The 12,384-nt window shown below is 62.6% G+C and carries 9 protein-coding genes; 6 read left to right on the top strand and 3 right to left on the bottom strand.

Features of this window, described 5'->3' with window-relative positions; all coding sequences use genetic code 11:
* Window position 1: 1 nt before the first annotated feature.
* The 3 genes from AC56KL_RS15595 to AC56KL_RS15585 form a co-directional block, all read right to left on the bottom strand.
* Window positions 2-406, bottom strand: coding sequence for a group II truncated hemoglobin (locus tag AC56KL_RS15595; protein ID WP_497181072.1), 405 nt, complete (start codon window positions 404-406; stop codon window positions 2-4).
* Window positions 407-494: 88 nt separating this feature from the next.
* Window positions 495-3,038 (bottom strand): ABC transporter permease, encoded by a 2,544-nt coding sequence (locus AC56KL_RS15590; RefSeq protein WP_497181071.1) that lies wholly within the window; start codon window positions 3,036-3,038, stop codon window positions 495-497.
* Between the two features lie 12 nt (window positions 3,039-3,050).
* Window positions 3,051-4,088, bottom strand: coding sequence for an adenosine deaminase (locus tag AC56KL_RS15585; protein ID WP_497181070.1), 1,038 nt, complete (start codon window positions 4,086-4,088; stop codon window positions 3,051-3,053).
* 621 nt (window positions 4,089-4,709) lie between these two features.
* On the opposite strand from AC56KL_RS15585, the gene AC56KL_RS15580 reads away from it, so the two are divergent.
* From AC56KL_RS15580 to AC56KL_RS15555, 6 genes are all read left to right on the top strand, one after another.
* Window positions 4,710-6,632, top strand: coding sequence for a PrkA family serine protein kinase (locus AC56KL_RS15580; protein WP_497181069.1), 1,923 nt, complete (start codon window positions 4,710-4,712; stop codon window positions 6,630-6,632).
* A 318-nt stretch (window positions 6,633-6,950) separates the two neighbouring features.
* Window positions 6,951-8,222 carry a YeaH/YhbH family protein gene (locus AC56KL_RS15575; protein ID WP_497181068.1) on the top strand — a complete coding sequence of 424 codons (1,272 nt, stop codon included), beginning with the start codon at window positions 6,951-6,953 and terminating at the stop codon, window positions 8,220-8,222.
* Between the two features lie 30 nt (window positions 8,223-8,252).
* Entirely contained in the window at window positions 8,253-9,776 is a 1,524-nt protein-coding gene (locus tag AC56KL_RS15570; RefSeq protein ID WP_497181067.1) for a SpoVR family protein, read from the top strand.
* Between the two features lie 399 nt (window positions 9,777-10,175).
* Window positions 10,176-10,520, top strand: coding sequence for a hypothetical protein (locus AC56KL_RS15565; protein WP_497181066.1), 345 nt, complete (start codon window positions 10,176-10,178; stop codon window positions 10,518-10,520).
* A 175-nt stretch (window positions 10,521-10,695) separates the two neighbouring features.
* Window positions 10,696-11,358 carry an energy transducer TonB gene (locus tag AC56KL_RS15560; protein ID WP_497181189.1) on the top strand — a complete coding sequence of 221 codons (663 nt, stop codon included), beginning with the start codon at window positions 10,696-10,698 and terminating at the stop codon, window positions 11,356-11,358.
* A gap of 86 nt (window positions 11,359-11,444) precedes the next feature.
* The gene (locus AC56KL_RS15555) at window positions 11,445-12,383 is read left to right on the top strand and encodes a MotA/TolQ/ExbB proton channel family protein (RefSeq protein WP_497181065.1); all 939 of its coding nucleotides are present in this window, start codon (window positions 11,445-11,447) and stop codon (window positions 12,381-12,383) included.
* The last annotated feature ends 1 nt before the right edge of the window (window position 12,384 follow it).

Raw genomic sequence — 12,384 nt, 5'->3', positions numbered from 1 at the left:
CTCAGTCGGCCTTGTTGCGCATCCAGTCGGCGGTCTGGTAGAAGGACTGCATCAGGCGCATGCGCAAGGCCTCGTCGTAGCCCAGGTCTTCCATCGCCCAGGCCATCGCGCGCAGCCACTGGTCGCGTTCCTTCGTGCCGATGGCGAATGGGAGATGGCGCGCGCGCAGGCGCGGATGGCCGTAGCGTTCGACGAAAAGGTCGGGCCCACCCGTCCAGCCGGACAGGAACATGAACAGCTTCTCGCGCGAGCTGTCGTTGGGCTTGGGGTGCATCGCGTGGATGCCGGCGAATTCCGGCTCCAGTTGCATCAGGTCGTAGAAGCGGTCGACCAGTTCGCGCAGTCGATCGGCGCCGCCCATCACCTCATAGAGGGTTTGTGCTTCGGGGTTGTTCGGTTGGGACATGGCGCCATGATAGCGTGCCGGGACAGCCACTGGCCACCCCGGCAATGCCTTGTTGCAAATGCGGCAGTCGCAAACGCAACAGTTCGGATCAGGCTTCGCGCAGCGTCTGCAGCGGCGGCTGGCGCAGCACGCTGCGCAGGCCCAGCCAGCCGCCGATCAGCGCGCAGACGGCGCCGACCACGACCCCGGCAAGCCACACCTGCGGCTCGAACTTCCACGGGAACTTGAACACGTTCTCGGCCAGCACCCAGCCCATGGCCGCGGCGCCGGTCGCCGCCAGCAGGCCCGACAGGCCGCCCACCAGCATGAACTCGATCCGCTGCGCCGTCGCCAGCTGGCCGCGGGTGGCGCCGAGTGCGCGCAGCAGGCCCGCTTCGCGGGTGCGTTCCGACTGCGATCCCATCAGGGCCGCGTACAGCACCAGCACGCCCGAGGCGAGCGTGAACATGAACAGGAACTCGACCGCCACCACCACCTGGTCGAGCACTTCCTGCAGCTGGCGGATGATGCCGGAGACGTCGATCACGCTCAGGTTGGGATAGGCCCGCGTCAGGCTATTGGTGAGATTGCCGGCTGCGCTGCCCTTGTCCCCGGGCAGGTGGAAGGCCGTCATGTAGCTCTTCGGCGCATTGGCCATCGCTTGCGGGTTGATGATGACGAAGAAGTTGGCGCGCATCGACCCCCATTCGAGCTTGCGCAGGCTGGTCACCCTGGCCTCCACCGGCAGGCCGGCCATGTCGAAACGCATCACGTCGCCGAGCTTCAGTCCCAGCGTCTTGGCGATGCCCTGCTCCACCGAGGCCTCGGCCACGCCCGGGGCATCCGTGTACCACTTGCCGGCGACGACTTCATTGGTCGCGGGCAGGTCGGCCACGGTGGACAGGTTGAACTCGCGCTCGGCCATGCGGCGCGCGTCGCCATTCTGGTAGGTGTTGCGGGTGAGCTGCTTGCCGTTGACGTGGGTCAGGCGGCCGCGGATCATCGGATACAGGAACACGTTCTGCACGCCCGCGCCGACCAGCTGTTGCTCGACACCTTTGGCCTGGTCCTGCTGGATGTTGATGATGAAACGGTTCGGCGCATCCGGCGGCGTAGCCGTGCGCCAGGCCGCCATCAGGTCGCCGCGCACGACGGTGAGCAGCAGCAGCGCCATCAGGCCCAGCGACAGCGACACCACCTGCACCACGGTGGCGCCGGGACGGCGCTGCAGCGAGGTGATGGCGAAGCGCCAGCTCTGGTTGGCGGACGCGCCGCGCAGGCGGCGCAGCAGGCGCAGGCCGAGCCAGGCGATCAGCGCAAACAGGGCCAGGCCGCCGAGGAAGCCGCCGGCCGTCATCATGGCCAGCTTGGTATCGCCGGCCTGCCACAGCAGCAGCGCGAAGAACACGCCGATGCCCAGCCCGTAGGTTGCCAGCGCCAGCGGCTGCGGGCTTGCTGCTTCGCGCCGGATCACCCGGTTGTGCGGCACGTTGCGCAATTGCAAGACCGGCGGCAGGGCGAAGCCGACCAGCAGCAGCATGCCGGTGGCGATGCCCTGCAGCGCGGGCAGCACGGACACCGGCGGCAGGTCCGGCGGCAGCAGGTTGCCGATCATCTGGATCAGGAGGTAGTGGGCGCCGAAGCCCACCGCCACGCCCAGCACGCTCCCGGCCAGACCCACGATGGCGAATTCGATCAGGTACATGGCGCCGACCTGGTTCTGCGTCATGCCCAGGCAGCGCAGCATGGCGCAGGCGTCGAGGTGGCGCTGCATGAAGCGGCGCGCGGCCATGGCGACCGCCACCGCGGCCAGCATCGCCGACAGCAGGCCGACCAGCGACAGGAAGCTGTCGGCGCGGTCCAGCGTGGCGCGCATCTCGGGGCGGCCGTTTTCCAGCGTCTCGATGCGCACTCCGCGTACGTTGCGCGCGGCGATGTCGGCGCGCAGCCACTTTTCGAAGGCGGCCACGCCGGCCAGCTCGTTGCGCTGTGTCGATGCCACCTGCAGCCGGTAGGTGACGCGCGAGAACGCATCCACCAGGCGCGTGGCCGGCAGGTCCTGCAGCGACAGCATCACGCGCGGCGCGAAGTTGGAGAACGAGGCGCCCTTGTCCGGTTCGGTGGCGATCAGCTGCGCGATGCGGAACTGCTTGTCGCCCAGCTGGATGGTGCCGCCCACCTGGGTGCGCAGGGCCGGCAGCAGGTTGGCATCCACCCAGACCGTGCCCGGCGCCGGGATGGCATTGGTCTTCTGCCCCATCGCGCGGCTGGCGTCGTCCGGATTCGTGCTGATGCTGAGCTGGCCGCGCAGCGGGTAGCCGGGAGAGACCGCCTTCACCGCAGACAGCTGGGCGGTCGAGGCCTCGCCCTCGCCCGCCTGCGCCATGCTCTGGAAGGCGACGGTCTCGGCCAGCAACAGGCCGCGGCGCGCGGCTTCGTCGCGCCAGGACTGCTGGATCGGGTCGTCGGCATTCACCAGCAGGTCGGCGCCCAGCAGCTGGTGCGCGTCGCGGTTCAGGCCGGAGCGCATGCGGTCGATGAAGAAGCCGACCGAGGACAGCGCCGACACGGCCACGATCAGGGCCACCAGCAGGAAGCGTAACTCGCCCGCGCGCCAATCGCGCGCGGTCATGCGGAAGGACTGGATGAGCATCTGGGTAGTTCCTCAGGCGGTGGCGGGGGTGACGGAATTGGGGGCGTGGGCGGCGAAGAACGCATCCACCTCGGAAAGAAACAGGCGCTTGCGTTCCGGGTCGAGGAAGGAGGCGGCGAAGCTGTTGCGCGCGAGCTGGCGCGCATGGCCGGCGTCGAGCGGCAGCGCCTCGAAAGCCGCGATGAAATTGTCGTTCATGTAGCCGCCGAAATAGGCGGGATCGTCCGAATTGACGGTGGCCGCCAGGCCCGCGTCGAGCAGTTCGCGCAGGTTATGGCTGCCCATCGCGTCGAAGACGCACAGCTTGATGTTCGACAGCGGGCAGACGGTGAGCGCCATGCCCTCGCGCGCCAGGCGCTGCACCAGTTCCGGGCTTTCCATGCTGCGCACGCCGTGGTCGATGCGCTCGACCTTGAGCACGTCGAGCGCGCTTTCGATGTAGGCCGGGGGGCCCTCCTCGCCCGCGTGCGCCACCAGGCGCAGGCCGAGCTGGCGGGCGCGCTCGAACACGCGCGCGAATTTTTCCGGCGGGTGGCCCCGTTCCGACGAATCGAGGCCGACGCCGATGAACTTGTCGCGGTAGGGCAGCGCTTCGTCCAGCGTGGCGAGCGCTTCTTCCTCGGACAGGTGGCGCAGGAAGCACATGATCAGGCCGGCGCTGATCGGGCCTTCCTGGCAGGCGCGCCAGATCCCGTTGATGACGGTGCCGAAAGGCACGCCGCGCGCCGTATGGGTCTGCGGGTCGAAGAAGATCTCGGCATGCCGGACCTGGTCGGCATGGGCGCGCGCCAGATAGGCGGCCGTCATGTCGTAGAAGTCCTGCTCGGTCAGCAGCACGCTCGCGCCGGCGTAATAGATATCGAGGAAAGACTGCAGGTCGGAGAAAGCATAGGCCTCGCGCAAGGTCTCGACCGAGGAATACGGCAGGGACACCCCGTTTCTTTGCGCCAGCGCAAAAATCAGCTCCGGTTCCAGCGAACCTTCGATATGGATGTGTAATTCTGCCTTGGGCATGTTCAGCAGGATGCTGCGCAGCTGTTCATTCAGCATGGTGGTCTCCGGCGCTTCAATAGTTCAGTATCGGTTCGACAGGGCGTGACCGACAAGTGTAACGCATGCGCACCCGACCCTTGCGTCATAGGCGAAATCGGCCCCGCGCGGGCCGGCGCAGGGGGGCTTGTATTGACCGTATGCGTGCGCCACAGCTTGAGCATATCGTGCAATATCGGTTCACAACTGTTGAATTTTAAACAGCCTCTGGCGCTAGAAAATGGCGGCTGCGGGGGCTGCCGGAAGGCGCCGAAACGGCATGTTCCGGCGCTCGCCAGGATGCCTTGAAAAACGCGCTTTTTTGTTCGATTTCTTATTCGATTCAGGTACTTGCACCACCGGCACCAGCATGCACGACACTGCTTTGACTTCGGGAACCATTAGGCACATAATAAATTTCACAAACGCAAAAAAAGACGCTCTCCGACCTGCGGGAGACCGGCACACCGTCCGGTACGACAACAAGAAAATCGCCAGCACTTCCGGCGCCGGCCAACCCGGCTCCGCGTGCGCGGCGCGAGATCAGGAGTACGCCAGAAAAGACCCGGGGGCCCCACGGCAGCTGCGTAGCACAGGCTGCCATGACAGTGATCGTTGTTCGCACACTAAAGGACATTCGAAATGAGCATCTTTGACAACTACACAGCCCGCTACGAGCGTACCCGGGAAGAGGAATACTCCATGTCGGAGTTCCTTCAATTGTGCAAGAAAGATCCACTGACCTATGCCAGCGCCCCCGAGCGCATGCTGGCGGCCATCGGCGACCCTACCCTGATCGATACCCGCCTTGACCCGCGCCTGTCGCGCATTTTCGCGAACAAGGTGATCAAGGTCTACCCTGCCTTCCGCGAGTTCTATGGCATGGAAGAAGTGATCGAGCAGGTCGTCTCCTACTTCCGCCACGCGGCCCAGGGCCTGGAAGAACGCAAGCAGATCCTCTACCTGCTGGGCCCGGTGGGCGGCGGCAAATCCTCGATCGCCGAGAAACTCAAGAGCCTGATGGAGCAGGTGCCCTTCTATGCGATCAAGGGTTCGCCGGTGAACGAATCGCCGCTCGGCCTGTTCAACGAAGCCGAGGACGGCACCATCCTCGAAGAAGACTACGGCATCCCGCGCCGCTATCTGCGCACCATCCCGAGTCCGTGGGCTGTCAAGCGCCTGCACGAGTTCGGCGGCGACATCAACAAGTTCCGCGTGGTCAAGCGCTATCCCTCGATCCTGAAGCAGATCGCCGTCTCCAAGACCGAACCGGGCGACGAGAATAACCAGGACATTTCCTCGCTGGTCGGCAAGGTCGATATCCGCAAGCTGGAAGACTATCCACAGGACGATCCGGACGCCTACAGCTATTCCGGCGGCCTGTGCCTGGCCAACCAGGGCCTGATGGAATTCGTCGAGATGTTCAAGGCGCCGATCAAGGTGCTGCACCCGCTGCTGACGGCCACCCAGGAAGGCAACTACAAGGGCACCGAGGGCTTCGGCGCGATTCCCTTCGAGGGCATCGTGCTGGCGCACTCGAACGAATCCGAGTGGAAGACCTTCCGCAACAACCGCAACAACGAGGCATTCCTCGACCGTATCTACATCGTCAAGGTACCTTACTGCCTGCGCGTGTCGGACGAGATCAAGATCTACGACAAGCTCCTGTACAACTCCTCGCTCGACAAGGCGCCCTGCGCGCCCGGCACGCTGCGCATGATGGCGCAGTTCGCGATCCTGTCGCGCCTGAAGGACCCGGAAAACTCGAGCGTCTATTCCAAGATGCTGGTGTACGACGGCGAGAACCTGAAGGACACCGACCCGAAGGCCAAGTCGCTGCACGAGTACGTCGACTATGCCGGCGTGGACGAAGGCATGAACGGTCTCTCGACCCGCTTCGCCTTCAAGATCCTGTCCAAAGTCTTCAACTTCGATAACACCGAAGTGGCGGCCAACCCGGTGCACCTGCTCTACGTGCTCGAGCAACAGATCGAACGCGAGCAGTTCCCGCCGGAGACCGAACAGCGCTACATGTCCTACATCAAGGAGCACCTGGCGCAGCGCTACGTCGATTTCATCGGCAAGGAAATCCAGACCGCCTACCTGGAAAGCTACTCGGAATACGGCCAGAACATCTTCGACCGCTACGTGACCTTCGCCGACTTCTGGATCCAGGACCAGGAATTCCGCGATCCGGACACCGGCGAGAGCTTCGACCGCGAATCGCTCAACGCCGAGCTCGAGAAGATCGAGAAGCCGGCCGGCATCTCGAATCCGAAGGATTTCCGCAACGAGATCGTCAACTTCAGCCTGCGTGCGCGGGCCACCAATGCCGGCAAGAACCCGGCCTGGACCAGCTACGAGAAATTCCGTAGCGTGATCGAGAAAAAGATGTTCTCGAACACCGAGGAACTCCTGCCTGTCATTTCGTTCAATGCAAAAGCGAACACCGAGGATGCCAACAAGCATGCCGACTTCGTCGCCCGCATGGTCGAAAAAGGCTATACGCCAAAGCAGGTGCGCCTGCTGTGCGAGTGGTACCTCCGCGTGAGGAAATCCTCCTGACAAGGGCGCCGGCGCGCGCTGCGAAATATGGGCGTGCGCCGTACGCGCGATTGCCGCGCGTATTAAGATAGACCTAACGAGATGCCGCTAATCTGCCTGCATCGCATCGGCGTCACGAAGAACCGCAAAGCAAGGTGCAACAGGTTTTTCGTGCCGCGCGCAACGTATCGGCGTGCTCGAAGAACCGTCGCGAGCGGCAGCAGTTGCGGTTGAGAAGCGCAACCGTACTAATGTACGGTGAGCATGGCAAGGCTCGGCGCCCCACCGCAAATGCAACGCGCAGCAGGTTCTTCAAGCCGCCACCACAGGAGGTATGTTTTGACTTACCTTATTGACCGTCGCTTGCAAGGCAAGAACAAGTCAGCGGTCAACCGCGAACGCTTCCTGCGCCGCTACAAGTCGCAGATCAAGGATGCGGTCGGCCGCGCGATCAAGGGCCGCTCGATCACCGACATCGAGAATGGCGAGAAAGTCACGATTCCCGTCAAGGACGTGAACGAACCCCATTTCGGCCACTCCCACGGGGGCGTCTGGGAAACCGTCAACCCGGGCAATACCGAATACCAGAAAGGCGACCAGTTCAACCGCCCGCGCAGCGGTGGCGGCGGCGCCGGGCGCGGCCGCGCCGGCAACAGCGACCAGACCGTCGAAGACGATTTCATCTTCGAGCTGTCGCGCGAAGAATTCATGAATTACTTCTTCGAGGATCTTGAGCTGCCGAACATGATCAAGACGCAGCTCTCCCAGACCATCGAATTCAAGAACCAGCGCGCCGGCTACAACGTGTCTGGCACGCCGTCCAATATCCATGTGCTGCGCTCCCTGCGCGGCGCACTGGGACGGCGCATCGCCGTCGGCGGACCGGCCAAGCGCCAGCTCAGGGAAGCCGAGGAAGCGCTGCAGGCCCTGCTCGACCGCGGCGCGCCGTCCGACGACGAGGAAGTGGTGGCGCTGAAGGACAGGATCCACCACCTGCACATCCGCCTCAACGCCATTCCCTTCATCGATCCTTTCGACCTGCGCTATTCGAACCGGATCAAGGTGCCCAAACCGAGCACCTCGGCCGTGATGTTCTGCATCATGGACGTGTCCGGCTCGATGGACGAAACCCGCAAGGACACGGCCAAGCGCTTCTTCATCCTGCTCTACCTGTTCCTCAAGCGCGTATACGAAAAGATCGAGGTCGTCTTCATCCGCCACCACACGGCCGCGGCCGAAGTCGACGAGAACGAGTTCTTCCATTCGCGCGAGTCGGGCGGCACGGTGGTGTCCTCGGCACTGCACCTGCTGCAGAAGGTGCTGGCCGAGCGCTACGGCAGCGCCGACTGGAACGCCTACGTGGCCCAGGCTTCGGACGGCGACAACTGGGACAACGACTCGGTGCTCTGCAAGCAGATCCTGACCCAGGCGATCATGCCGCGGGTGCAGTACTACACCTATGTCGAGATCACTGACGGCCCGCCGCAGAACCTGTGGGAACAGTACTGCGAGGTGGCCGATCATCACAAGAATTTCGCCATGCAGAAGATCGTCACTCCCGCCGACATCTATCCGGTCTTCCGCGAGCTGTTCAAGAAACAGCCGAGGTAGTCGAGCGTTTCAGACAAGACAGAGGCCAGCATGCCAAGAGACCCCAACAACCCACGCGCCCTGCCTGAACAGTCGGAGTGGACCTTCGACCTGATCGAGCAGGCGCACGAGGAGATCAAGCGGGTGGCCAAGCGCTACGGCCTGGACACCTATCCCAACCAGCTCGAAATCATCACTGCCGAGCAGATGATGGACGCCTACACCTCCGTCGGCATGCCGGTGTCGTACAACCATTGGTCGTTCGGCAAGCATTTCCTGTCGACGGAAAAGAGCTACAAGCGCGGCCAGATGGGCCTGGCCTACGAGATCGTCATCAACTCGAATCCCTGCATCGCCTACCTGATGGAGGAGAACAGCCTGACGATGCAGGCCCTGGTGATCGCGCACGCCGCCTATGGGCACAATTCTTTCTTCAAAGGCAACTATCTGTTCCGTACCTGGACCGATGCCGACGCGATCGTCGACTACATGGTCTTTGCGAAGAACTATATTGCCGAGTGCGAACAGCGTTACGGTATTGATGCGGTGGAGGAACTGCTCGACTCCTGCCACGCCCTGCAGAACTACGGGGTGGACCGCTACAAGCGGCCGGCCAAGCTCTCGGTGGCGCAGGAAACGGCGCGGCAGAAGGAGCGTGAGGAATACGCCCAGTCCCAGGTCAACGAGATCTGGCGCACCCTGCCGCTACGCGAAGAGCAGGTGACGGCCGCCACGCCGATGCGTTTCCCGCCCGAGCCCGAGGAGAACCTGCTCTACTTCATCGAGAAGTATGCGCCGCTGCTCGAACCCTGGCAGCGCGAGCTGGTGCGCATCACGCGCAAGATCTCGCAGTATTTCTATCCGCAGCGCCAGACCCAGGTGATGAACGAGGGCTGGGCCACGTTCTGGCACTACACGATCCTGCAAGACCTGTACAAGGAAGGCATCGTGGGCGACGGCTTCATGCTCGAGTTCCTGCAGAGCCATACGAACGTCGTGTACCAGCCGCCGGCCACCAGTCCTTATTACAGCGGAATCAACCCGTATGCGCTCGGTTTCGCGATGATGACCGACATCCGACGCATTTGCGAGGATCCAACCGACGAAGACCGGGCCTGGTTCCCGGACATCGCAGGCAGCGACTGGCTCAAGACCCTCGATTTCGCGATGCGCAATTTCAAGGACGAAAGCTTCATCGCGCAATATCTCTCGCCCAAGCTGATCCGCGATTTCCATTTCTTCGCCGTGCTCGACGACGATCGCAGCGACAAGCTGACCATCTCGGCGATCCACGACGAGCAGGGCTACCGCTACGTTCGCCACAAGCTGGCCGAGCAGTACAACATCGGCAGCCGCGAGCCGAACATCCAGGTATGGCAGGTGAATACCCGCGACGACCGGGCCCTGACCCTGCGCCATACCCAGTTCAACCGCCGCCCGCTGAACCAGCAGGCGCAGGAGGTGCTCAAGCACGTCGCACGCCTGTGGGGCTTCGATGTGCGTCTCGAGACGGTGGACCCGAGCGGACACGTCGTCAGCTTCCTCGAGTGCCGCCGCGAGAAGCGCGGCCGCTGACCGGACGCTGGCGCCGTTGACGCGGTTCCGGATAGTGCGGCGCCGGGACGACGGTGCGCTGGTCAGGCCGGTCACCGGCCGGCCTTGCCCCCCTGGGCAACGGCTATCTGCCGTACCAAACCGCGTCCCGCGCCGACCTCGTTTCTGTCGGCTTGAGACGCCGCCCTTTCCCGGCTGCCGGCTGCCCGCCTTCCGGCATGCCGAACCCGCCTGCTTGCGCGTTCCGCCGTGGCGTGGGCCCTGCAGCGCGGCTTACCCACCTTACCCATGCTTCGATTCCATGCCTGGACGCACGTTTTGCCACCCCTTCCCCCACCAAATCACCAGCGCGACGTAATTTTTTTACGCATCCGTGCGCGAACACACTGTTCAAATCGCTGATTTCCATGTAGTTTTGCCATGCATGAGAAGCAGATATGGCCTGTTAGCTTGCCAGAAGCACAACTGAAGCATGCCAAGACGCTACTTACCCATGACTTTCAGCTATGGGTTAGCAAGCTAAAACCGCCCCGTTTCGGGCTGCTCAACAGGACGCGCCGCTTCGACAAAACTAGCTATAGTTTGCAAAAAGATCAGCAAAGCATCATACGAAATTTGCTGTTGAGCCCTTTTGGCAATGAAAATTTGGCAAAACCGGCATCCATGCCTGATGAAACACACATGGAGGAGAACGACTACATAAAATTACAAATCATCCTTGCTTTCTGGACCACGAATACCCGGGCACCGCGCTTGTATAGATGAGCTCGTTTGCAGGCTTTTAGAGGCAAATAAGACCCCTTTCACGGGTGTAAAAATGTCTCCTCAAAAAAGAATTCGTAGGTATAATTCTTTGATGTCCCGGATGCGGCCCTAGCTTTTTGTCGTGTTTAGTGGGTTTAGTGGCAACAAAAAAGAGTTGGTATTGGAGAAAGATGGCATGAATTTTACGCATGATAAGAACCCGGGAAAGAATTACACCGGTCTCGCCATTGTTATCCTGTTGCACGTGGTGGTCGCTTGGGCATTCGTCAATGGCCTGGGCACCCGCATCGTCACCAAGGTAACCGAGGCTGTGGAAACAAAACTGATCGAAGAGGTGAAGCCGCCGCCACCGCCGGAAACGCCGCCGCCGCCGCCGCCGCCGGAAATGAAGGCACCGCCGCCGCCGTTCATCCCGCCGGTCGAAGTCCAGGTGCAGCAGCCGCCGCCGCCGCAAAACGTGATCGCCGCGGCGACGAATACGCCGCCGCCGACCACGCAACTGGCGCCGCCGGCACCGCCGGCTCCTCCGGCGCCCCCGGCACGTGGCCCAGCCGGCCCGAGCCGTACCGAAGCGGTGGCAGACTTTAACACTTGCGCACGTCCGGAATATCCGCGTTCGTCGCAGCGTAACGAAGAAACCGGTACCACGACCCTGCAGTTCCTGATCGGTGTCGATGGTCGAGTGATGGAATCCAAACTGCAGAAGTCGTCTGGCTTCCGCGACCTGGACCGGGCCGCGCAATCGGCCCTGAGCAAATGCCGATTCAAGCCGGCCACTGTTGATGGTCAGCCGCAACAGGCGTGGACAGCGGTGCAGTACGTCTGGACGCTGGAATAAAACCGAGACAGACCACCGTCTCAACTCTATGATTTTCGTTGTCAATAGTTCAGCGAACTGTCTATTTTTATATTTTTGGAGGAAGCATGTTTAAGAATACCCGTTTGTCCGCTATGCTGGCGGCTGTCCTGTTCTCGGTAACGGCGGCATCGGCCCTGGTCTCCGCACCGGCCTTCGCTGACGCACCTGCCGCAGGCGCTACCGCTCCGGCGGCTGACGCGGCTGCAGCACCGGCAGCTGACGCTGCTGCTGCACCGGCTGCCGACGCTGCAGCCGCCCCGGCTGGCGACGCAGCCGCTCCGGCCGCTGGCGGCGAGGCGACCGAAGAAGTGCACAACCCGTACGGCCCGGAAGCCATGTGGGAAGAAGGCGACTTCGTCAACAAGTCGACCATCATCATCCTGGCCATCATGTCGATCGGTTCGTGGTACATCATCATCACCAAGCTGATCGACCAGCAGAAGATCATGCGCCAGTCGAAGGACGCCCAGGCCAAGTTCTGGAAAGCGCCGTCGATCGCCGCCGGCTCGGCCCAGCTGAAAGAAGGCTCGCCGTTCCGTTTCATCGCTGAAACCGGCACCAAGGCAACCCAGCACCACGACGGCGCCCTGCTCGAGCAGATCGACCTGTCGACCTGGGTGACCATGCAGATCCAGCGCGCCGTGGACCGCGTCCAGTCGCGCCTGCAGGATGGCCTGTCGTTCCTGGCAACCGTCGGTTCGACCTCGCCGTTCATCGGTCTGTTCGGTACCGTCTGGGGCATCTACAACGCGCTGACCGCCATCGGTATGTCGGGTAACGCGTCGATCGACAAAGTGGCAGGCCCGGTGGGTGAAGCACTGATCATGACCGCATTCGGTCTGTTCGTTGCAGTCCCGGCGGTTCTGGGTTACAACTGGCTGGTTCGTCGTAACAAGACGGTCATGGAAGATGTCCGTTCGTTCTCGGCCGACGTGCACTCGGTCCTGATCTCGGGTGCCATGTCGACCTCGAGCGCTTCCGCTGGTGCTAAGAAGGCTGGCTAAT

It is taken from the genome of Telluria sp. ZB4P34 (assembly GCF_059686055.1).
This window is presented reverse-complemented; position numbering and strand designations above follow the sequence as displayed.

Excerpts from the sequence above, each read along its gene's own strand:
- AC56KL_RS15555 (WP_497181065.1), top strand. The coding sequence starts at position 11,445 with ATGTTTAAGAATACCCGTTTGTCCGCTATGCTGGCGGCTGTCCTGTTC.
- AC56KL_RS15590 (WP_497181071.1), bottom strand. The coding sequence starts at position 3,038 with ATGCTCATCCAGTCCTTCCGCATGACCGCGCGCGATTGGCGCGCGGGC.
- AC56KL_RS15585 (WP_497181070.1), bottom strand. The coding sequence starts at position 4,088 with ATGCTGAATGAACAGCTGCGCAGCATCCTGCTGAACATGCCCAAGGCA.
- AC56KL_RS15580 (WP_497181069.1), top strand. The coding sequence starts at position 4,710 with ATGAGCATCTTTGACAACTACACAGCCCGCTACGAGCGTACCCGGGAA.
- AC56KL_RS15595 (WP_497181072.1), bottom strand. The coding sequence starts at position 406 with ATGTCCCAACCGAACAACCCCGAAGCACAAACCCTCTATGAGGTGATG.
- AC56KL_RS15560 (WP_497181189.1), top strand. The coding sequence starts at position 10,696 with ATGAATTTTACGCATGATAAGAACCCGGGAAAGAATTACACCGGTCTC.
- AC56KL_RS15565 (WP_497181066.1), top strand. The coding sequence starts at position 10,176 with ATGCATGAGAAGCAGATATGGCCTGTTAGCTTGCCAGAAGCACAACTG.
- AC56KL_RS15570 (WP_497181067.1), top strand. The coding sequence starts at position 8,253 with ATGCCAAGAGACCCCAACAACCCACGCGCCCTGCCTGAACAGTCGGAG.